Origin of the sequence: Pantoea sp. 1B4 (genome assembly GCF_016925765.1) — a bacterium.
Lineage (GTDB): Bacteria > Pseudomonadota > Gammaproteobacteria > Enterobacterales > Enterobacteriaceae > Pantoea > Pantoea agglomerans.
This window is the reverse complement of record NZ_JAEUWZ010000001.1, coordinates 3,566,753-3,587,315: the sequence shown is the minus strand read 5'-3', so window position 1 is coordinate 3,587,315 and position 20,563 is coordinate 3,566,753. Positions and strand designations below refer to the sequence as shown.

At 51.4% G+C, this 20,563-nt stretch carries 29 protein-coding genes, 1 rRNA gene and 2 pseudogenes; 26 read left to right on the top strand and 6 right to left on the bottom strand.

The window, feature by feature from the left end; genetic code table 11:
- Position 1: 1 nt before the first annotated feature.
- The 19 genes and pseudogenes from rplX (at position 2) to JNO11_RS17150 (ending at position 9,336) form a co-directional block, all read left to right on the top strand.
- Positions 2 to 316 (top strand): 50S ribosomal protein L24, encoded by a 315-nt coding sequence (gene rplX, locus JNO11_RS17240; RefSeq protein WP_003850150.1) that lies wholly within the window; start codon positions 2 to 4, stop codon positions 314 to 316.
- A 14-nt stretch (positions 317 to 330) separates the two neighbouring features.
- The gene (rplE, locus tag JNO11_RS17235; protein WP_003850155.1) at positions 331 to 870 is read left to right on the top strand and encodes a 50S ribosomal protein L5; all 540 of its coding nucleotides are present in this window, start codon (positions 331 to 333) and stop codon (positions 868 to 870) included.
- Between the two features lie 14 nt (positions 871 to 884).
- Positions 885 to 1,190, top strand: a complete 306-nt coding sequence (rpsN, locus tag JNO11_RS17230) for a 30S ribosomal protein S14 (RefSeq protein WP_008927132.1) — start codon at positions 885 to 887, stop codon at positions 1,188 to 1,190.
- Between the two features lie 32 nt (positions 1,191 to 1,222).
- Positions 1,223 to 1,615: a 30S ribosomal protein S8 gene (gene rpsH, locus JNO11_RS17225; protein ID WP_003850158.1), complete on the top strand. Its 393-nt coding sequence runs from the start codon at positions 1,223 to 1,225 to the stop codon at positions 1,613 to 1,615.
- Between the two features lie 13 nt (positions 1,616 to 1,628).
- A complete protein-coding gene (gene rplF, locus JNO11_RS17220; RefSeq protein WP_003850161.1) occupies positions 1,629 to 2,162 on the top strand; it encodes a 50S ribosomal protein L6 in 534 nt (177 codons plus the stop codon).
- Positions 2,163 to 2,171: 9 nt separating this feature from the next.
- Positions 2,172 to 2,525: a 50S ribosomal protein L18 gene (gene rplR / locus JNO11_RS17215; protein WP_003850163.1), complete on the top strand. Its 354-nt coding sequence runs from the start codon at positions 2,172 to 2,174 to the stop codon at positions 2,523 to 2,525.
- A gap of 14 nt (positions 2,526 to 2,539) precedes the next feature.
- Entirely contained in the window at positions 2,540 to 3,040 is a 501-nt protein-coding gene (gene rpsE, locus JNO11_RS17210) for a 30S ribosomal protein S5 (RefSeq protein WP_003850164.1), read from the top strand.
- A gap of 5 nt (positions 3,041 to 3,045) precedes the next feature.
- Positions 3,046 to 3,225 (top strand): 50S ribosomal protein L30, encoded by a 180-nt coding sequence (rpmD, locus tag JNO11_RS17205; RefSeq protein WP_003850166.1) that lies wholly within the window; start codon positions 3,046 to 3,048, stop codon positions 3,223 to 3,225.
- 3 nt (positions 3,226 to 3,228) lie between these two features.
- Entirely contained in the window at positions 3,229 to 3,663 is a 435-nt protein-coding gene (gene rplO / locus JNO11_RS17200; protein WP_003850168.1) for a 50S ribosomal protein L15, read from the top strand.
- A 7-nt stretch (positions 3,664 to 3,670) separates the two neighbouring features.
- On the top strand, positions 3,671 to 5,002 hold the full coding sequence (secY, locus tag JNO11_RS17195; RefSeq protein WP_003850175.1) for a preprotein translocase subunit SecY: 1,332 nt from the start codon (positions 3,671 to 3,673) through the stop codon (positions 5,000 to 5,002).
- A gap of 32 nt (positions 5,003 to 5,034) precedes the next feature.
- A complete protein-coding gene (gene rpmJ, locus JNO11_RS17190; protein ID WP_010252805.1) occupies positions 5,035 to 5,151 on the top strand; it encodes a 50S ribosomal protein L36 in 117 nt (38 codons plus the stop codon).
- A 146-nt stretch (positions 5,152 to 5,297) separates the two neighbouring features.
- Complete coding sequence (rpsM, locus tag JNO11_RS17185) at positions 5,298 to 5,654, top strand: 30S ribosomal protein S13 (protein ID WP_003850176.1); 357 nt, start codon at positions 5,298 to 5,300, stop codon at positions 5,652 to 5,654.
- A gap of 16 nt (positions 5,655 to 5,670) precedes the next feature.
- Positions 5,671 to 6,060, top strand: a complete 390-nt coding sequence (gene rpsK, locus JNO11_RS17180) for a 30S ribosomal protein S11 (RefSeq protein ID WP_004160563.1) — start codon at positions 5,671 to 5,673, stop codon at positions 6,058 to 6,060.
- 33 nt (positions 6,061 to 6,093) lie between these two features.
- A complete protein-coding gene (gene rpsD, locus JNO11_RS17175; RefSeq protein WP_008927131.1) occupies positions 6,094 to 6,714 on the top strand; it encodes a 30S ribosomal protein S4 in 621 nt (206 codons plus the stop codon).
- A 25-nt stretch (positions 6,715 to 6,739) separates the two neighbouring features.
- A pseudogene (gene rpoA, locus JNO11_RS17170) lies at positions 6,740 to 7,730 on the top strand (DNA-directed RNA polymerase subunit alpha).
- 40 nt (positions 7,731 to 7,770) lie between these two features.
- On the top strand, positions 7,771 to 8,157 hold the full coding sequence (rplQ, locus tag JNO11_RS17165; protein WP_003850180.1) for a 50S ribosomal protein L17: 387 nt from the start codon (positions 7,771 to 7,773) through the stop codon (positions 8,155 to 8,157).
- Positions 8,158 to 8,254: 97 nt separating this feature from the next.
- Entirely contained in the window at positions 8,255 to 8,626 is a 372-nt protein-coding gene (locus JNO11_RS17160) for a DUF1992 domain-containing protein (protein ID WP_010252768.1), read from the top strand.
- Positions 8,627 to 9,043, top strand: a complete 417-nt coding sequence (gene zntR / locus JNO11_RS17155; protein WP_010252765.1) for a Zn(2+)-responsive transcriptional regulator — start codon at positions 8,627 to 8,629, stop codon at positions 9,041 to 9,043.
- A gap of 59 nt (positions 9,044 to 9,102) precedes the next feature.
- Complete coding sequence (locus JNO11_RS17150; protein ID WP_010252762.1) at positions 9,103 to 9,336, top strand: alternative ribosome-rescue factor A; 234 nt, start codon at positions 9,103 to 9,105, stop codon at positions 9,334 to 9,336.
- Here the strand turns inward: JNO11_RS17150 and mscL are convergent, their stop codons facing one another.
- The 5 genes and pseudogenes from mscL to def all read right to left on the bottom strand — a co-directional run bounded on the left by mscL (position 9,337) and on the right by def (position 14,096).
- On the bottom strand, positions 9,337 to 9,747 hold the full coding sequence (gene mscL, locus JNO11_RS17145; protein ID WP_022625142.1) for a large-conductance mechanosensitive channel protein MscL: 411 nt from the start codon (positions 9,745 to 9,747) through the stop codon (positions 9,337 to 9,339).
- A gap of 124 nt (positions 9,748 to 9,871) precedes the next feature.
- Positions 9,872 to 11,249: pseudogene (gene trkA / locus JNO11_RS17140) on the bottom strand (Trk system potassium transporter TrkA).
- Positions 11,250 to 11,267: 18 nt separating this feature from the next.
- Positions 11,268 to 12,569, bottom strand: a complete 1,302-nt coding sequence (gene rsmB, locus JNO11_RS17135; protein ID WP_311974839.1) for a 16S rRNA (cytosine(967)-C(5))-methyltransferase RsmB — start codon at positions 12,567 to 12,569, stop codon at positions 11,268 to 11,270.
- Between the two features lie 49 nt (positions 12,570 to 12,618).
- A complete protein-coding gene (fmt, locus tag JNO11_RS17130; protein WP_111535195.1) occupies positions 12,619 to 13,563 on the bottom strand; it encodes a methionyl-tRNA formyltransferase in 945 nt (314 codons plus the stop codon).
- 20 nt (positions 13,564 to 13,583) lie between these two features.
- Positions 13,584 to 14,096, bottom strand: a complete 513-nt coding sequence (def, locus tag JNO11_RS17125) for a peptide deformylase (RefSeq protein WP_010252747.1) — start codon at positions 14,094 to 14,096, stop codon at positions 13,584 to 13,586.
- 115 nt (positions 14,097 to 14,211) lie between these two features.
- On the opposite strand from def, the gene dprA reads away from it, so the two are divergent.
- From dprA to JNO11_RS17095, 6 genes are read left to right on the top strand one after another with little or no spacing between them, the layout of a single operon-like run.
- The gene (gene dprA, locus JNO11_RS17120) at positions 14,212 to 15,336 is read left to right on the top strand and encodes a DNA-protecting protein DprA (RefSeq protein WP_325177526.1); all 1,125 of its coding nucleotides are present in this window, start codon (positions 14,212 to 14,214) and stop codon (positions 15,334 to 15,336) included.
- Positions 15,308 to 15,781 (top strand): DUF494 family protein Smg, encoded by a 474-nt coding sequence (smg, locus tag JNO11_RS17115; protein ID WP_010252741.1) that lies wholly within the window; start codon positions 15,308 to 15,310, stop codon positions 15,779 to 15,781. The genes dprA and smg overlap by 29 nt, the downstream gene beginning before the upstream one ends.
- Positions 15,782 to 15,805: 24 nt before the next feature.
- Positions 15,806 to 16,354, top strand: a complete 549-nt coding sequence (locus JNO11_RS17110; protein ID WP_010252738.1) for a type I DNA topoisomerase — start codon at positions 15,806 to 15,808, stop codon at positions 16,352 to 16,354.
- Between the two features lie 3 nt (positions 16,355 to 16,357).
- Positions 16,358 to 16,930: an L-threonylcarbamoyladenylate synthase type 1 TsaC gene (gene tsaC / locus JNO11_RS17105; protein WP_010252735.1), complete on the top strand. Its 573-nt coding sequence runs from the start codon at positions 16,358 to 16,360 to the stop codon at positions 16,928 to 16,930.
- A gap of 3 nt (positions 16,931 to 16,933) precedes the next feature.
- Positions 16,934 to 17,752: a shikimate dehydrogenase gene (gene aroE / locus JNO11_RS17100; RefSeq protein WP_325177525.1), complete on the top strand. Its 819-nt coding sequence runs from the start codon at positions 16,934 to 16,936 to the stop codon at positions 17,750 to 17,752.
- Positions 17,749 to 18,006, top strand: coding sequence for a DUF1488 domain-containing protein (locus JNO11_RS17095; protein ID WP_010252729.1), 258 nt, complete (start codon positions 17,749 to 17,751; stop codon positions 18,004 to 18,006). The genes aroE and JNO11_RS17095 overlap by 4 nt, the downstream gene beginning before the upstream one ends.
- Here JNO11_RS17095 and JNO11_RS17090 read toward each other — a convergent pair.
- Positions 17,973 to 18,527, bottom strand: a complete 555-nt coding sequence (locus JNO11_RS17090) for a gamma carbonic anhydrase family protein (protein ID WP_187507280.1) — start codon at positions 18,525 to 18,527, stop codon at positions 17,973 to 17,975. The genes JNO11_RS17095 and JNO11_RS17090 overlap by 34 nt on opposite strands.
- A gap of 490 nt (positions 18,528 to 19,017) precedes the next feature.
- Between JNO11_RS17090 and JNO11_RS17085 the strand changes: the two genes are divergently transcribed.
- Positions 19,018 to 20,561 (top strand): 16S ribosomal RNA (locus tag JNO11_RS17085).
- The last annotated feature ends 2 nt before the right edge of the window (positions 20,562 to 20,563 follow it).

Sequence of the window (20,563 nt, the reverse complement as noted above, 5' to 3'; positions counted from 1 at the left end):
AATGGCAGCTAAAATCCGTCGTAACGACGAAGTTATCGTGTTAACCGGTAAAGATAAAGGTAAGCGCGGTAAAGTTAAGAATGTCCTGTCTTCTGGTAAGGTCATCGTTGAAGGTATCAACCTGGTGAAGAAACATCAGAAGCCGGTTCCGGCTCTGAACCAACCAGGTGGCATCGTTGAAAAAGAAGCTGCTATTCAGGTTTCTAACGTTGCACTGTTCAACGCGGCAACTGGTAAGGCTGACCGTGTAGGCTTTAGATTCGAAGACGGCAAAAAAGTCCGTTTCTTCAAGTCTAACAGCGAAACTATCAAGTAATTTGGAGTAGTACGATGGCGAAACTGCATGATTACTACAAAGACGAAGTAGTCCAGAAACTCATGACAGAGTTTGGCTACAATTCTGTCATGCAAGTCCCTCGGGTCGAGAAGATCACCCTGAACATGGGTGTTGGTGAAGCGATCGCTGACAAGAAACTGCTGGATAACGCAGCAGCTGACCTGGCAGCAATCTCCGGTCAAAAACCGCTGGTCACCAAAGCACGCAAATCAGTTGCAGGCTTCAAAATCCGTCAGGGCTATCCGATCGGCTGTAAAGTAACTCTGCGTGGCGAGCGCATGTGGGAGTTCTTTGAGCGTCTGGTCACCATTGCTGTTCCACGTATCCGTGACTTCCGTGGCTTGTCCGCTAAGTCATTCGATGGTCGTGGCAACTACAGCATGGGTGTACGTGAGCAGATCATCTTCCCAGAAATCGACTACGACAAAGTCGATCGCGTTCGTGGTTTGGATATCACCATTACCACTACTGCGAAATCTGATGATGAAGGCCGTGCTCTGCTGGCTGCCTTTGACTTCCCGTTCCGTAAGTAAGGTAGGGTTACTTAATGGCTAAGCAATCTATGAAAGCACGCGAAGTTAAGCGTGCAAAATTAGCAGACAAATTCTTCGCTAAACGCGCTGAACTGAAAGCGATCATCTCTGATGTGAACGCTTCCGACGAAGATCGTTGGGATGCTGTTCTGAAGCTGCAGAGTCTGCCGCGTGATTCCAGCCCTTCGCGTCAGCGTAACCGCTGCCGTCAAACAGGTCGTCCGCACGGTTTCCTGCGGAAGTTTGGGTTGAGCCGTATCAAGGTCCGCGAAGCCGCCATGCGCGGTGAAATCCCGGGCCTGAAAAAGGCTAGCTGGTAATTGTCACCAATTGAATCACGGGAGTAACACAGATGAGCATGCAAGATCCGATCGCGGATATGCTGACCCGTATCCGTAACGGTCAGGCCGCAAACAAAGTTGCGGTCACCATGCCTTCCTCCAAGCTGAAATTGGCAATTGCCAACGTTCTGAAGGAAGAAGGATATATTGAAGATTTCAAAATCGAAGGCGACATCAAGCTGGAACTGGAACTTACTCTCAAGTATTTCCAGGGCAAAGCTGTTGTAGAAAGCATTCAGCGAGTAAGCCGTCCTGGTCTGCGCATCTATAAGAAAAAAGATGAGCTGCCAAAGGTAATGGCTGGTATGGGCATCGCTGTAGTTTCTACATCTAAAGGTGTCATGACTGATCGTGCAGCGCGCCAGGCAGGTCTTGGTGGCGAAATTATCTGCTACGTAGCGTAATCGGAGGATACATATGTCTCGTGTTGCTAAAGCACCTGTCGTTGTTCCTGCCGGCGTAGAGGTAAAACTCAACGGTCAGGTAATTTCGATTAAAGGTAAAAACGGCGAGCTGACTCGTACTATCAATGATGCTGTTGAAGTTAAGCATGCTGACAACGCTCTGACTTTCGCTCCGCGCGAAGGTTTCGTTGACGGCTGGGCGCAGGCGGGTACTTCTCGCGCGCTGCTGAACGCAATGGTAATCGGTGTTACCGAAGGCTTCACTAAGAAGCTGCAGCTGGTTGGTGTAGGTTATCGTGCAGCCGTTAAAGGCGACGTGGTTAACCTGTCTCTGGGCTTTTCTCATCCAGTCGATCACCAGCTGCCCGCGGGTATCACTGCAGAATGTCCAACTCAGACTGAGATCGTGCTGAAAGGCGCTGATAAACAGCTGATTGGTCAGGTTGCAGCGGACTTGCGCGCCTACCGTCGTCCTGAGCCTTATAAAGGCAAGGGTGTCCGTTACGCCGACGAAGTCGTGCGTACCAAAGAGGCTAAGAAGAAGTAAGGTAACACTATGGATAAGAAATCTGCTCGTATCCGTCGTGCGACCCGTGCACGTCGCAAGCTCAAAGAGCTGGGTGCTACTCGCCTGGTGGTACATCGTACCCCGCGTCATATTTACGCACAGGTAATCGCCCCGAACGGTTCCGAAGTTCTGGTCGCTGCTTCTACTGTAGAAAAAGCTATCACTGAACAACTGAAGTATACCGGTAATAAAGAAGCCGCAGCTGCAGTAGGTAAAGCTATCGCAGAACGCGCAATCGAAAAAGGCATCACTGGTGTTTCTTTCGACCGTTCCGGTTTCCAATATCATGGTCGCGTCCAGGCACTGGCAGATGCTGCCCGTGAAGCTGGCCTTCAGTTCTAAGGTAGAGGTCTAAGATGGCACACATCGAGAAACAAGCTGGCGAACTGCAGGAAAAACTGATCGCGGTAAACCGTGTTTCTAAAACTGTTAAAGGTGGTCGTATCTTCTCCTTCACAGCACTGACTGTGGTAGGCGATGGTAACGGTCGCGTAGGTTTTGGTTACGGTAAAGCGCGTGAAGTTCCAGCAGCGATCCAGAAAGCGATGGAGAAAGCCCGTCGCAACATGGTTAACGTCGCGCTGACCAACGGCACCCTGCAGCACCCAGTTAAAGGTGCACACACGGGTTCCCGCGTGTTCATGCAGCCGGCTTCAGAAGGTACCGGTATTATTGCCGGTGGTGCAATGCGCGCCGTTCTGGAAGTCGCTGGAGTTCATAACGTACTGGCAAAAGCCTATGGTTCTACTAACCCGATTAACGTGGTTCGTGCAACTATCGACGGCCTGGGCAATATGAAATCTCCGGAAATGGTCGCTGCTAAGCGTGGTAAATCCGTTGAAGAAATTCTGGGGTAATCACGATGGCTAAGACTATTAAAATCACTCAAACCCGTAGTTCAATCGGCCGCTTGCCTAAGCATAAAGCCACTCTGGTTGGCCTGGGTCTGCGTCGTATTGGCCACACCGTTGAGCGTGAAGACACGCCTGCAGTACGCGGTATGGTTAACGCGGTTTCCTATATGGTTAAAGTGGAGGAGTAAGAGATGCGTTTAAATACTCTGTCTCCGGCCGAAGGGTCTAAGCACGCTACCAAGCGTCTGGGTCGTGGTATCGGTTCTGGCCTCGGAAAAACCGGTGGTCGTGGTCACAAAGGTCAGAACTCACGTTCTGGCGGTGGCGTACGTCGCGGTTTCGAAGGTGGTCAGATGCCTCTGTACCGTCGTCTGCCGAAGTTCGGTTTCACCTCTCGCAAAGCAATGATCACCACAGAGATTCGTCTGTCTGATCTGGCGAAAGTTGAAGGCGGTATCGTCGACCTGAACGCGCTGAAAGCAGCCAACATTGTCGGTGTTCAGATTGAATTCGTTAAAGTAATTCTGTCTGGTGAAGTTTCTACACCGGTAACGGTTCGCGGTCTGCGTGTCACCAAAGGTGCACGTGCTGCAATCGAAGCTGCTGGCGGTAAAATCGAGGAATAAGTAGCAGATGGCTAAACAACCGGGATTAGATTTTCAAAGTGCCAAGGGTGGCTTTGGTGAGCTGAAACGCAGACTGCTGTTTGTAATCGGCGCACTCATTGTCTTCCGTATTGGCTCTTTTATTCCAATCCCTGGTATTGATGCCACTGTACTTGCCAAACTGCTTGAGCAACAGCGTGGCACCATCATTGAAATGTTTAACATGTTCTCTGGTGGTGCTCTGAGCCGTGCTTCTATTTTCGCACTGGGCATCATGCCGTATATTTCGGCATCGATTATCATCCAGTTATTAACGGTGGTTCATCCAGCGTTAGCGGAAATTAAGAAAGAAGGGGAGGCTGGCCGTCGTAAGATTAGCCAGTACACCCGATACGGTACGTTGGTATTGGCCATATTTCAGTCGATCGGTATTGCTACCGGTCTGCCGAATATGCCAGGGATGCAAGGCCTGGTAATGAATCCAGGCTTTGCTTTCTACTTTACCGCTGTTGTGAGTCTGGTCTCAGGAACGATGTTCCTGATGTGGCTGGGCGAACAGATTACTGAACGTGGTATCGGTAACGGTATTTCGATCATTATCTTCGCAGGTATCGTTGCGGGTCTCCCGCCGGCCATTGGCCATACCATCGAGCAAGCGCGGCAAGGCGACCTGCACTTCCTTCTGTTGCTGTTGGTTGCAGTACTCGTATTCGCAGTGACCTTCTTTGTTATCTTTGTTGAACGTGGTCAACGCCGCATTGTGGTGAACTACGCAAAACGTCAGCAAGGTCGTCGCGTTTACGCTGCACAGAGCACACATTTACCGTTGAAAGTGAACATGGCAGGCGTCATTCCAGCCATCTTTGCTTCCAGCATTATTCTGTTCCCGGCAACGATTGCATCGTGGTTTGGGGGCGGTACCGGTTGGAACTGGCTGACAACAATTTCGCTGTATTTGCAGCCAGGACAGCCGCTTTATGTGCTACTCTATGCGACTGCAATCATCTTCTTCTGTTTCTTCTATACGGCGTTGGTTTTCAACCCACGTGAAACAGCAGATAACCTGAAGAAGTCTGGTGCATTCGTACCGGGAATTCGTCCGGGAGAGCAAACGGCGAAGTATATTGATAAAGTAATGACGCGATTGACCTTAATCGGCGCTCTCTACATTACGTTTATCTGCCTTATCCCGGAGTTCATGCGTGATGCGATGAAGGTCCCCTTCTACTTTGGCGGTACTTCACTGCTTATCGTAGTTGTCGTCATCATGGACTTTATGGCTCAAGTGCAAACTCTGATGATGTCAAGTCAGTACGAGTCGGCACTGAAGAAAGCTAACCTGAAAGGCTACGGCCGTTAATTCAGTTGGTTGAGAAGTTACGGAGAGTAAAAATGAAAGTTCGTGCTTCCGTCAAGAGATTATGTCGTAACTGCAAAATCATTCGTCGCGACGGTGTCGTCCGTGTGATCTGCAGCGCCGAGCCAAAGCATAAACAGCGCCAAGGCTGATTTTGTCACATATTTTTCTTGCAAAGTCGGGTTGAGCTGGCTAGATTAGCCAGCCAATCTTTTGTATGTCAGTGCGTTTCCATTTGAGTATCCTGAAAACGGGCTTTTCAGCATGGGACGTGCTTGTTTAATTATAGGAGTGCATAGTGGCCCGTATAGCAGGCATTAACATTCCTGATCAAAAACATACCGTTATCGCATTAACTTCGATCTTCGGTATCGGTAAAACTCGTTCTAAAGCCATCTGCGCTTCAACGGGTATTGCTGAAAATGTTAAGATCAGTGAGCTGTCTGAAGAACAAATTGATCAGCTGCGTGATGCAGTTGCGAAATTCGTTGTAGAAGGTGATCTGCGCCGTGAAATCACCCTGAGCATCAAGCGTCTTATGGACCTTGGTTGCTACCGTGGTTTGCGCCATCGTCGTGGTCTTCCGGTTCGCGGTCAGCGTACTAAGACCAACGCACGTACCCGTAAGGGTCCGCGTAAACCGATCAAGAAATAATCGGGGTGAGTAAATAATGGCAAAGGCACCAGTTCGTGCACGTAAGCGTGTAAGAAAACAAGTCTCAGATGGCGTGGCTCATGTCCATGCTTCTTTTAACAACACCATCGTTACCATTACTGATCGTCAGGGTAACGCACTGGGTTGGGCAACCGCCGGTGGTTCCGGTTTCCGCGGTTCACGTAAATCCACTCCGTTTGCTGCTCAGGTCGCTGCAGAGCGCTGTGCAGAAGCGGTAAAAGATTACGGAATTAAGAACCTGGAAGTTATGGTAAAGGGTCCGGGTCCAGGTCGCGAATCTACGATTCGTGCTTTGAACGCCGCTGGTTTCCGCATCACTAATATTACTGATGTGACTCCGATCCCTCATAACGGTTGTCGTCCGCCGAAAAAACGTCGCGTATAACGCCCGTTTTTTTAGGATAGTTGGAGAAAGAAAATGGCAAGATATTTGGGTCCTAAGCTCAAGCTGAGCCGTCGTGAGGGCACTGACTTATTCCTTAAGTCTGGCGTTCGCGCGATTGATTCCAAGTGTAAGATTGAACAAGCCCCTGGTCAGCATGGTGCGCGTAAACCGCGTCTGTCTGATTACGGCGGTCAGTTACGTGAAAAGCAAAAAGTTCGTCGTATCTACGGCGTGCTGGAGCGTCAGTTCCGTAACTATTATAAAGAAGCAGCTCGTCTGAAAGGCAACACCGGTGAAAACCTGTTGGCTCTGCTGGAAGGTCGTCTGGACAACGTAGTTTATCGTATGGGCTTTGGTGCCACTCGTGCAGAAGCACGTCAGCTGGTTAGCCATAAGTCTGTTCTGGTAAATGGCCGCGTTGTTAACATCGCTTCTTATCAGGTATCTCCGAATGATGTCGTTAGCATCCGTGAGAAAGCCAAAAAGCAATCTCGCGTGAAGGCCGCTCTGGAGCTGGCTGAGCAGCGTGAAAAGCCAACCTGGCTGGAAGTTGATGCGACTAAGATGGAAGGTGTGTTCAAGCGTATTCCTGAACGTACTGATCTGTCTGCGGACATTAACGAACACCTGATCGTCGAGCTTTACTCCAAGTAAGGCTTAGTACCAAAGAGAGGACACAATGCAGGGTTCTGTGACAGAGTTTCTAAAACCGCGCCTGGTAGATATCGAGCAAGTGAGTTCGACGCACGCCAAGGTGACCCTTGAGCCTTTAGAGCGTGGCTTTGGCCATACTCTTGGTAACGCACTGCGCCGTATTCTGCTTTCATCCATGCCGGGTTGCGCGGTGACCGAGGTTGAAATTGATGGTGTACTTCATGAGTACAGCACCAAAGAGGGAGTACAGGAAGATATCCTGGAAATCCTGCTCAACCTGAAAGGGCTGGCGGTAAGAGTTCAGGGGAAAGATGAAGTTATTCTGACCTTGAATAAATCTGGCATTGGCCCTGTGACTGCAGCCGACATTACCCATGATGGTGATGTCGAAATCGTCAAGCCTCAGCATGTCATTTGCCATCTGACCGATGAGAACGCTGCTATCAGCATGCGTATCAAAGTTCAGCGTGGTCGTGGCTATGTGCCGGCTTCTGCCCGAATTCATTCGGAAGAAGATGAGCGCCCAATCGGCCGCCTGTTAGTTGACGCTTGCTACAGCCCTGTAGACCGTATCGCCTACAATGTTGAAGCAGCGCGTGTAGAGCAGCGCACCGACCTGGACAAAGCTGGTCATCGAAATGGAAACCAACGGCACAATCGATCCTGAAGAGGCGATTCGTCGTGCGGCAACCATTCTGGCAGAACAACTTGAAGCTTTCGTTGACTTACGTGATGTACGTCAGCCGGAAGTTAAAGAAGAGAAACCAGAATTCGATCCGATCCTGCTGCGCCCTGTTGACGATCTGGAATTGACTGTCCGCTCTGCTAACTGCCTTAAGGCAGAAGCTATCCACTACATCGGTGATCTGGTACAGCGTACCGAGGTTGAGCTGCTTAAAACGCCTAACCTTGGTAAAAAATCTCTTACCGAGATTAAAGATGTGCTGGCTTCGCGTGGTCTTTCTCTGGGCATGCGCCTCGAGAACTGGCCGCCAGCAAGCATTGCTGATGAATAATCAGATCACAGGTTAAGGTTTCACTGAGAAGGATAAGGTCATGCGCCATCGTAAGAGTGGTCGTCAACTGAACCGCAACAGCAGCCATCGTCAGGCTATGTTCCGCAACATGGCCGGTTCTCTGGTTCGTCATGAGATCATCAAAACGACTCTGCCGAAAGCCAAAGAACTGCGTCGCGTAGTTGAGCCGCTGATTACTCTTGCCAAGACCGACAGCGTAGCTAATCGTCGTCTGGCATTCGCCCGTACTCGTGATAACGAGATCGTGGCAAAACTGTTTAATGAGCTGGGCCCGCGTTTCGCGAGCCGTGCCGGTGGTTACACTCGTATTCTGAAGTGTGGCTTCCGTGCTGGTGACAACGCTCCGATGGCTTACATCGAGCTGGTTGATCGTCCAGAAGCTCAAGCAGAAGCAGCCGCAGAGTAATCTGTAGCAACGTAAAAAACCCGCTTCGGCGGGTTTTTTTATTGCCTGAAATTTACTACCTTAGAGCTTACTCTTTTCATGTTCAAAGGAGCTAACTATGTGGCTGGTTGATGAACTTGCTGAACAGCACATCAAAGCGGCGCTGGAAAAAGGCGAGCTGAGTAATCTTCCCGGCTCTGGTAAGCCGCTGCAGCTGGATGATGACAGTCATGTTCCGCCTGAGTTAAGAGCGGGCTACCGTTTACTGAAAAATGCGGGCTTTCTGCCGCCGGAGCTTGAGCTCAGACGTGAAGCCATGGAAGTTAACGATCTTATTCGCAACCTCGATCCTGCGGATCAAAATTATCAGGATCATTGCCATCGGCTTCAGGTGCTGGAGCTAAGATTACGCCAGGCGGGTATCAGTACCGATTTTCTCCATGGCAGTTATTCCACTGCTATTCAGCATCGTTTCCGCGAGGAGGAGTAAATGTTTCGCATCGGTCAGTTAGCTAAGCTTGCGGAGGTGACGCCAGACACTATCCGTTTTTATGAAAAGCAGCAGATGATGGATCATGATGGTCGGACGGAAGGTGGCTTTCGCCTTTACAGCGAGGGCGATCTTCAGCGTCTGAAATTTATTCGTTATGGTCGTAAACTGGGTTTCAGTCTGGAAGCGATCAGAGAGCTACTTTCGATCCGGGTTGATCCTGCGCATCACACCTGTCAGGAATCAAAAGCGATCGTTGAAAAACGGCTGAGTGAAGTTGCTCAGATGATCGCAGAGTTAGAAACGATGCAGCGTTCCCTGCGACACCTTTCCGATGCCTGTTGTGGTGACAGTCACAGTAGCATTTCGTGCTCAATTCTTGAGGCGCTGGAGCGGGGAGAGGCTTCGAGCAAATAAGCATATTGTTATTTTGCTGCAAAGGAATAGAGTATCAGACCATCTCAACAGGAGGCGTCATGAGTAAATATCAGCACACCAAAGGGCAAATCCGCGATAACGCGATTCAGGCTCTGTTACACGACCCACTATTTCGGCAACGCATAGAGCAGAAGCAAAAGGGTAAAGGTAGTTTCAAGCGGAAAGAGAAACATGGCAAGGGGACTGGATGGGAGGGCAGTGATAAGAAAGCGTCTTATCACTGCCCTTCTGCTTTTACGGTTAAAAAAACCGCCTGTGCGGCGGCTTATTAACTAGACCCGGGTATTCTGCTGTTTCAGCAGATCGCGGATTTCAGTCAGCAGAACTTCTTCGTTTGACGGTTTAGCAACTGGCTTCTCTACTTCTTTTTTCTTGTACAGACGATTCATTAACTTGATCGCCATAAAGATTGCGAAAGCGATGATGACAAAATCGAAGATGGTCTGAAGGAATATACCGTACTGCATTACAACGGCTGGAGCATCACCAACTGCAGGCTTAAGTACCCAGGCGAATGATTTAAAATCGACACCACCAATCAGTAAGCCTAAAGGCGGCATAATGATGTTGGCGACTAACGATGAAACAATTTTACCGAATGCAGCACCGATGATGACACCGACGGCTAAATCCATCACATTGCCGCGCATTGCGAAATCGCGAAACTCTTTGATTAAACTCATACTTATCTCCTTGCCCAAGCCAATGCCATAAAGTCTAACAAACCCTACTGGTTTTGCCATCAACACAGCGAATTAAGCGGCAGTTTTGCGTTCCTTGTGTTCTGTTCGCCTATAAACGCGGCATTTACAGGAAAAATGGACTCGGCTGGAAGAGACGTTCCACATCTGATACAAACTTCTTGTCGGTCAGGAACATGATGACATGATCACCTTGTTCAATTCGCAGGTTATCATTGGCAATCATCACATCGTCTCCACGAACCACTGCGCCAATAATGGTGCCTGGCGGTAGTTTGATATCATCAATGGAGCGGCCGACCACGCGTGAAGTTGATTCGTCTCCGTGCGCTATCGCTTCGATCGCTTCTGCAATACCGCGTCGTAGCGATGAAACGCCCACGATATCCGCTTTGCGCACATGACCAAGCAGGGCAGAAATCGTGGCCTGCTGAGGTGAAATAGCGATATCGATAACGCTGCCTTGTACCAGATCGACGTAGGCGCGGCGCTGAATCAGCACCATAACCTTCTTCGCCCCCATCTTTTTTGCCAGCATGGCTGACATAATATTGGCTTCATCATCATTGGTGACGGCGATAAAGAGATCAACCTGATCAACATGTTCTTCAGCGAGAAGTTCCTGATCTGACGCATCGCCATAAAAGACGACTGTGTCGTGAAGATGCTCTGCCAGTTCTGCTGCGCGCTGGGGGGTTACGTTCAATCAGCTTCACGCTGTAATTTTTCTCAAGTTTTTGTGCCAGACCGAAACCGATATTACCGCCACCTACCAGCATAATCCGTTTATAAGGTTTCTCCAGCCGCTGCATTTCACTCATTACCGCACGAATGTTCTGACTGGCTGCAATGAAAAAGACTTCATCACCCGCTTCTACGATGGTTGAACCCTGTGGGCGAATGGGGCGATCCTGACGAAATATAGCGGCTACGCGGGTATCAATATGTGGCATATGCTCACGCATGATCGACAGCGGATTTCCCACCAGTGGCCCGCCATAATAAGCTTTCACCACGGCGAGGCTGACTTTGCCTTCAGCAAAGTTAACGACCTGCAATGCGCCAGGGTACTGGATTAAACGATAGATATTGTCGATCACCAGCTGTTCAGGCGAGATCAGGTGATCGATAGGCACCGCTTCAGGAATAAATAACTTGTCCGCATCACGCAGATAGTCGGCTGCGCGAATACGGGCGATGCGATTCGGCGTATTGAAAAGCGAATAAGCAATCTGACAGGCAATCATGTTGGTTTCATCGGAGTTGGTTACGGCAACCAGCATGTCGGCATCTTCTGCACCCGCCTCACGTAAAATGCGTGGATGAGAACCATGACCCTGCACGACGCGAAGATCGAACTTATCCTGCAGGTGACGCAGGCGTGAAGAGTCGGTATCAACCACCGTGATATCGTTGTTTTCACCCACCAGATTTTCTGCCAGGGTTCCGCCAACCTGTCCTGCGCCCAGAATGATTATTTTCATCGCTTATCAATACTCATTTCAGTTTGTACCCGATTTTTTTATCAGCTTAGCGTAGAAGAAACCATCTCCGCCCTCGGCTTCCGGGAATACCTGTAAGCCGTTCGCGGGCGCATCTCCGAGGGGCTCAGCCTGCGCATCATGCTGGCGCTGCAGGAAAGCATCTATCTGCTGATGATTCTCTTCAGGCAGGATGGAACAGGTGGCATAAATCAGTGTACCGCCAGGTTTCAGGTGCGGCCAGATAGCATCAAGAATTTCACCCTGAAGCTTTGCCAGCTCGGCGATATCCCGATCGCGACGCAGCCACTTAATATCGGGATGGCGTCGGATCACACCGGTAGCAGAGCAGGGCGCATCCAGCAGAATACGGTCAAACTGACGATCGCCGCACCACTGTTGCGGCGTTCGTCCATCACCCTGTTTCACGTCTGCTTTCATACCCAGTCGTTGCAGATTCTCATTTACGCGTTTAAGACGCTGCGCATCCACGTCGACGGCCATAACTTCGGCCTGAGGCGCGATTTCAAGGATATGGGTCGTTTTACCGCCGGGCGCAGCGCATAAATCCAGTATCTGTTCGCCGTTTTGGGGCTCAAGCAGCAAGGCACAGCGCTGAGCAGATAAATCCTGCACGGTAACCCAACCCTGATCAAAGCCTGGTAGCTGGCTGACCGGGGCAGGGGCGTCAAGCCGCAGCGCATCCGGCACATTGACAGCAGGCTGTGCATTCCTGCCGCTTTCGGCCAGCATTGCCAGCCACGTGTCACGATCGTGGTGCTGGCGATTAACCCGCAGCCACATCGGCGGACGCAGATTATTTGCTTCGACAATCTGTTGCCATTGTTCCGGCCAGGCATGCTGTAAACGCTTTAGCAGCCATCCGGGATGCAGATAGCGTTGCGGGCCATCCTGAACAGTGGCGAGCAGCTCTTCCCGCTGACGCTGAAACTGGCGTAATACGCCATTTAATAAGCCTTTCATACTGGTGCGCTTCAGTACTTCGGCGCCCGCGACGGTTTCTGCCAGTGCGGCATGGGCAGGCACACGGGTATATTCCAGCTGATAAAGCCCGACCATGATCAGATAGTGCAGAACCCGCTGTTTGCCGGTAAGTGGACGCTCCATCAGTTTGCCAATCAGCGCTTCCAGCTGCGGTAATGTGCGCAATACGCCAAAACAGATCTCCTGCACTAATGCGCTATCTTTGTCAGAGAGCTTTTTCTGGGCGGCTGGCAGTGCCGTATTCAGGGATTCGCCCTTGTCGACCACACGCTCAATAAGTTGAGCCGAGAGGCTACGCAGGTTGATAGATTTAGTCATAGGGTTTTGTCATCAAACAAAAGGCCCGGTGAGGGACCGGGCCTGAGAGTCAGTCCAGAAGGGTTCCAGGTTCAAACCATTCCCGGCGCGAGTTGAGAAGATCCTGAGCCGACATCGGTTTTTTACCGGCGGGCTGCAACTGGAGCAGGTTCAGTACGCCCTGAGCCGTTGCCACCTGGATGCCATGCTTGTCAGCATGGATAATTTCACCAGGCGCACGATCGCAGTGGGGCAGAACGCTTGCCTGCCAGACTTTAACCGGCTGATCTTCAATGGTGAAAAAGCTCATCGGCCACGGGTTAAAAGCGCGAATACAACGCTCAAGCTGTTCTGCAGAGAGTGTCCAGTCAAGACGTGCTTCCTCTTTACTGAGTTTCTCAGCATAGTTGGCCAGCGTTTCATCCTGTTTTTCAGGTGAAGCCTGCTGAGTGGTCAGTAATGTCAGCGTATCCAGCAGCCCCTGTGGGCCAAGCTGTGCCAGCTTGTCATACAGCGTGGCACTGGTATCCTGGGCAGTAATCGGACAGGCCAGCTTATGCAGCATATCGCCGGTATCCAGTCCCACGTCCATCTGCATGATGGTCACGCCGGTTTCGCTGTCGCCAGCCCAGAGCGCACGTTGAATAGGCGCAGCTCCGCGCCAGCGTGGCAGCAGTGAGCCATGGACATTGATGCACCCCAGACGTGGCATATCAAGCACGGCCTTGGGCAGAATTAATCCGTAGGCTACAACTACCATCACATCGGCCTTGAGGTCAGCAACCAGTTGCTGATTTTCTTCAGGTCGCAGTGACTTAGGCTGATAAACCGGAATGTCATGTGCCATCGCCAGCGTTTTGACCGGGCCTGGCGTTAATTTGTTACCCCGACCAGCAGGACGGTCGGGTTGGGTGAATACGCCGATAACCTGATGTTCAGAAGCAAGCAGCGCGTCAAGATGACGCGCTGCAAAGTCAGGTGTGCCGGCAAAGATGATTTTTAGCGGGGCAGACACGTTTATCCCTTATTAAGATCTCAGGAAGCCTGCGCGTTCTGACGCGCCAGTTTCTCTAATTTATTTTTGATCCGTTGCCGCTTTAAAGGCGACAGATAATCGATAAACAGTTTGCCTTCCAGATGATCGATCTCATGCTGGATACAGATGGCCAGTAACTCGCTGGCTTCCAGTTCGAAACTTTTACCCTCGCGATCCAGTGCACGGACCTTTACCCGCTCGGCACGCGGAACAAATGCGCGCTGTTCCGGAATAGAGAGGCAGCCCTCTTCAATGCCGGTTTCACCGCTTTTTTCCAGCAGCTCAGGGTTAATCAGCACTAAACGCTCTTCACGACTTTCAGAGACGTCAATCACGATAATGCGCTGATGAATATCGACCTGCGTGGCCGCAAGACCGATACCTTCTTCGGCATACATCGTCTCGAACATATCATCAACGATACGCTGAATGTCTGCGTTAACTTCTTTAACGGGCGCAGCAACTTTGCGAAGACGCTCGTCAGGGAAATGTAATACCTGCAAAACTGACATAAATATCCAGATCTGTATTCGGTTAAGAAAAGATTACTACCTTATATTGTAGACTTTTCGAGGCCTGATTGACAGCATTCTGCGGCAGGAAGCAAGGGCGATCAGGGAGCTGAAGATGGACAAAATAGCGCAGTCTGTACGGCTGGCCGCCGTCACTGGAATGACAGGGAAACGCTGGGTTGATGTGGCGCAGCAAATAGGTGCCGGACAGACAGACAGGGAGCAGCTTATCCGGCTTGGCTTAGATGAGAGCCAGTGCCAGCAATATGATGATTTTAATGAAAATAATCTTACAGAAGTCTATTCCTGGCTGGCTCAGAGTCCGGCTCACCATCTGGTGACTGCTCTGGACGCGGCCTATCCTGCCCGTCTTAAAGAAACCAACCGCTTTCCGCCGCTGCTCTATATTGATGGCGATCCTGCGCTTATCAGCACACCACAGTTAGCGGTGGTGGGCAGCCGAAACTGTTCACACTATGGCCGCTACTGGTGCGACTGGTTTACCCAGCACTTAAGCCTCAGCGGTCTGACCATTACCAGCGGACTGGCAAGGGGTATTGATGGTGTTGCGCATCAGGCAGCACTCAACGTAGGCGGTAAAACGGTGGCCGTGTTAGGTAGTGGTTTGCAGCGGCTCTATCCCAGCAATCATGCCCATCTTGCCGCAGAGATCGTTGAACAGGGTGGTGCGGTAGTTTCTGAGTTTCCGCTGACGACCCTGCCGCATCCGCTTAATTTTCCGCGCCGTAATCGTATTATCAGCGGCCTGAGCCATGGGGTGCTGGTGGTAGAAGCCTCGCTGAAGAGTGGTTCCCTGGTAACGGCGCGGTATGGGCTGGAGCAAAATCGTAATGTCTATGCCTTACCTGGCGCGCTCGGTAACCCGTTAAGCGAAGGCGTAAACTGGCTGATTCAGCAGGGGGCGCTGCTGGTGGCCCATCCCCATAACATCGTGGAAGATCTGGCTAGTGCACTTAACTGGCTGCCGATGACACCGGCCGGTGAAATTTATTCTGAGGTGAGTGACGATGCTCCATTGCCATTTGCTGATGTGTTGGCTAACGTAGGTGATGATGTTACACCTGTTGACGTTGTCGCTGAACGTGCCGGCCAATCTGTGCCAGTTATCTCAGCTCAGTTGCTGGAACTGGAGTTAGCAGGATGGATCGCAGCTGTACCCGGCGGCTATGTCCGATTGAGGAGGGCATGCCATGTTCGACGTACTGATGTATTTGTTTGAGACATATATCCACAACGAAGCAGAAATGGGTGTTGATCAGGACAGATTGACAGACGACCTGACGGATGCCGGGTTCCATCGTGAAGATATTTACAGTGCGCTGAACTGGTTAGAAAGATTGGCTGACTATCAGGAAGGACTGGTTGCGCCAATTTTACTGACAAATGATCCGCTCTCCATGCGTATTTATACCGATGAAGAGAGCAAACGTTTAGATGCTGACAGCCGTGGTTTCCTGCTGTTCCTGGAGCAGATTCAGGTGCTGAACCTGGAAACGCGTGAAATGGTCATCGAACGCATTATGGCGCTGGATACCTCTGAGTTTGACCTGGAGGATCTCAAATGGGTGGTACTGATGGTGTTGTTCAACATTCCCGGATGTGAAAATGCCTATCAGCAGATGGAAGAACTGCTATTCGACGCCAATGAAGGTATGCTGCATTAAATTTCCTTTCATGCATTGATCGATATGAGTAAAGCTGCACTCTTCACCGTGCGTAAACAGGATCCCTGCCCCGCTTGCGGGGCAGAACTGGTTATCCGCTCCGGTAAACACGGTCCTTTTCTGGGCTGCGCGAACTACCCGGCATGCGACTACATTCGACCCTTAAAGGGTCAGGCCGATGGTCATGTGGTCAAAGTGCTGGAAGGCCACGCCTGTCCCGAATGCGGTGCGGATAAAGTGTTGCGGCAGGGGCGATTTGGCATGTTCATTGGCTGTAGCCTCTATCCGGAATGCGGATACACCGAAACCATCGACAAACCGGATGAAACCTCGCTGGCCTGTCCACAGTGCCATGAAGGCCGGTTAGTTCAGCGGCGCTCCCGTTACGGCAAAACGTTTCACTCCTGCGACCGCTATCCAGCCTGCCAGTTTGTTGTGAATCTGACACCCGTTGCCGGAATCTGTCCTTATTGCCAGTATCCGCTATTAGTTGAAAAAAAGACGGCCCAAGGGATCAAACGCTTTTGCGCCAGTAAAAGTTGTGGCAAAGCCATTGCTGAAGAGAATTCATAGACCATGGAAAATCAACACCTCGCCGATTCACTTGAAACCTGCTTAGAGCAGCTGAATCGACAGGCGGTCATCGCCTATCCTACTGAAGCCGTATTTGGTCTGGGCTGTGACCCTGACAGTGAATCTGCCGTCATGGCTTTACTGGCGCTGAAACAGCGTCCGGTAGAAAAGGGGCTTATCCTGATTGCGGCTGATTACACCCAGCTGGAACCTTACATCTCCGCTCGGGAACTGTCTGTGATACAGCGTGAGCGGATGTTTGCATGCTGGCCCGGCCCGGTGACCTTTGTCGTACCCGTTCCGCCACAAACGCCTCGCTGGCTTACCGGACAGTTTGATTCACTGGCCATTCGCGTCAGTGACCATCCTGATGTGCAGGCCCTTTGCCGCGCATTTGGTAAACCGCTGGTCTCAACCAGCGCAAATCTGTCAGGCCTGCCTCCCTGCCGAACGGCTGAAGAAGTGAAGCAGCAGTTTGGTGAGCAGTTCCCGGTTCTGTCGGGAAAAACGGGTGGGCGGCTCAATCCCTCTGAAATCCGCGATGTCATCAGCGGCGAACTTATACGTCAGGGCTAATTCATGGATCAATTCGCCGTTTTCGGTAATCCGATCAACCACAGTAAATCTCCGCTGATCCATCAGGCTTTCGCTGAACAGACGGGCATTGAACATCGCTATGGTCGGATTTGTGCCCCGATAGATGGTTTTCCTCAGGCGCTCTCTGCCTTTTTCGAACAGGGAGGCCGTGGCGCCAACGTGACGTTACCTTTTAAACAGCAGGCATGGGAATTTGCCGATCAGCTCAGCGAACGTGCAGCCCTGTCCGGCGCGGTAAACACGGTGAAAAAACTCAGCGATGGGCAGATCCTGGGTGACAACACGGATGGTATCGGGCTGTTAAGCGATCTTGAACGGCTGAAGATGATCAACGCTGGTGACAAGGTATTGCTGGTGGGGGCGGGTGGTGCTGCACGTGGGGTCATTCTGCCGCTTCTCTCAGCAGGCGTGACACTCACTGTTGTTAACCGTACCGCCGCGCGGGCGGAAGAGCTGGCTGGCCTGTTTGCAGCGAGCGGCACTATCCGCGCATGTGGTTTTGAGCAGCTGACAGATCAGCACTTTGATCTGATCATTAATGCGACATCAAGCGGTGTGAATGGCGAAACCCCTCCTTTACCTGCAGCAGTCATTCATGCTGATGTGCGCTGTTATGACATGTTTTATCAAATCGGGCTGACGCCTTTCCTTCGCTGGTGTCAGGCGCAGGGCACGGCTCATCTGGCAGATGGTTTGGGCATGCTGGTGGGGCAGGCTGCTCATGCCTTCTATCTGTGGCACGGTGTGATGCCGGAAATCGCGCCGGTGATTACCCAGCTTAAACAGGCCATGCAGCCATGAATCAGGCGATACAGTTTCCTGATGATGAAACCTATAATGCTGAACTGAACGCGGTCTGTTTCCCGGTGCTGGTCAACGGCATGCGGCTGACCTGTGCAATCAGCAGGAAGTCGCTGGCTTCACGTTTTGGTGAAGGGGAGGCGATGGCGCTGTTTCAGCACCATCGCTGGGATCTGGAAGATGAGGCTGAAGCGGCTATCCGTCAGGATAATATTGATGCTCAGGGCTGGATCTGGTTATCTCCCGCCAGGTAATCCTCTTTCCAGGCGACATAGTTATTAGCGGAATAGCGTAAACCTTCCTTCTCATTGTCATTCAGCGGCCTGATCTGCCTGACCGGACTACCCAGATAGAGATAGCCGCTCTCCAGTCTTTTACCTGGCGGCACCAGACTTCCGGCACCAATCATCACCTCTTCTTCTACTATTACGCCATCAAGCAGAATCGATCCCATTCCGACCAGCACGCGATCGCCAATGGTACAGCCGTGTAACATCGCTTTATGCCCGACCGTGACATCCTCGCCAATAATAAGAGGGAAGCCTTGCGGGTTAGACGCTGATTTATGCGTAACGTGCAGAACGCTGCCGTCCTGTACATTAGTACGGGCACCAATGCGGACCTGATTCACATCACCCCTGATCGCAACCAGCGGCCAGATGCTCACGTCGTCCTCCATTATGACATCACCGACCACAACACTGCTTGGATCGACCATAACGCGCTGGCCAGTTTGCGGGAAAAGGTCTTTATATGGACGTAGGGCGGAAGCCATCATGTTCTCCTTTGTTCTGTTTTCAATGCAGCCTGATGCGATTTCAGGCAGCTGACAAGCCAATTCTGGCCTGGATCGCTGGCGATCTCATCAATCTGGATCATTTATAACCGTTCAGATAAAAGATCCAAAAAAAGGGTTGTGCTCTGAAGCGGGATCCCTATAATGCGCCTCCATCGACACGGAACACCGGCAACGGGAAGCGGGTTGAGAGGCACAGGAGACTGCGCCGCCGGAGAAAAACTTCTGAGAAAGAGGTTGACTCTGCAGGAGGAAAGCGTAATATACGCCACCTCGCGACAGGACGCTAACGCACTGTTCGCACTGCTCTTTAACAATTTATCAGACAATCTGTGTGGGCACTCGCAGGATTGATATCAGCGTCTCCGGACGTAAAAAAATATCAAGCCTCACGAGTGAACACATAATGAAATTCATTATGACGTTTTACAGATGAGCACCGCTTAACTTGTTTAAGCAAATCAAACTTAAATTGAAGAGTTTGATCATGGCTCAGATTGAACGCTGGCGGCAGGCCTAACACATGCAAGTCGGACGGTAGCACAGAGGAGCTTGCTCCTTGGGTGACGAGTGGCGGACGGGTGAGTAATGTCTGGGGATCTGCCCGATAGAGGGGGATAACCACTGGAAACGGTGGCTAATACCGCATAACGTCGCAAGACCAAAGAGGGGGACCTTCGGGCCTCTCACTATCGGATGAACCCAGATGGGATTAGCTAGTAGGCGGGGTAATGGCCCACCTAGGCGACGATCCCTAGCTGGTCTGAGAGGATGACCAGCCACACTGGAACTGAGACACGGTCCAGACTCCTACGGGAGGCAGCAGTGGGGAATATTGCACAATGGGCGCAAGCCTGATGCAGCCATGCCGCGTGTATGAAGAAGGCCTTCGGGTTGTAAAGTACTTTCAGCGGGGAGGAAGGCGACGGGGTTAATAACCCTGTCGATTGACGTTACCCGCAGAAGAAGCACCGGCTAACTCCGTGCCAGCAGCCGCGGTAATACGGAGGGTGCAAGCGTTAATCGGAATTACTGGGCGTAAAGCGCACGCAGGCGGTCTGTTAAGTCAGATGTGAAATCCCCGGGCTTAACCTGGGAACTGCATTTGAAACTGGCAGGCTTGAGTCTTGTAGAGGGGGGGTAGAATTCCAGGTGTAGCGGTGAAATGCGTAGAGATCTGGAGGAATACCGGTGGCGAAGGCGGCCCCCCTGGACAAAGACTGACGCTCAGGTGCGAAAGCGTGGGGAGCAAACAGGATTAGATACCCTGGTAGTCCACGCCGTAAACGATGTCGACTTGGAGGTTGTTCCCTTGAGGAGTGGCTTCCGGAGCTAACGCGTTAAGTCGACCGCCTGGGGAGTACGGCCGCAAGGTTAAAACTCAAATGAATTGACGGGGGCCCGCACAAGCGGTGGAGCATGTGGTTTAATTCGATGCAACGCGAAGAACCTTACCTACTCTTGACATCCACGGAATTTGGCAGAGATGCCTTAGTGCCTTCGGGAACCGTGAGACAGGTGCTGCATGGCTGTCGTCAGCTCGTGTTGTGAAATGTTGGGTTAAGTCCCGCAACGAGCGCAACCCTTATCCTTTGTTGCCAGCGATTCGGTCGGGAACTCAAAGGAGACTGCCGGTGATAAACCGGAGGAAGGTGGGGATGACGTCAAGTCATCATGGCCCTTACGAGTAGGGCTACACACGTGCTACAATGGCGCATACAAAGAGAAGCGACCTCGCGAGAGCAAGCGGACCTCACAAAGTGCGTCGTAGTCCGGATCGGAGTCTGCAACTCGACTCCGTGAAGTCGGAATCGCTAGTAATCGTGGATCAGAATGCCACGGTGAATACGTTCCCGGGCCTTGTACACACCGCCCGTCACACCATGGGAGTGGGTTGCAAAAGAAGTAGGTAGCTTAACCTTCGGGAGGGCGCTTACCACTTTGTGATTCATGACTGGGGTGAAGTCGTAACAAGGTAACCGTAGGGGAACCTGCGGTTGGATCACCTCCTTACC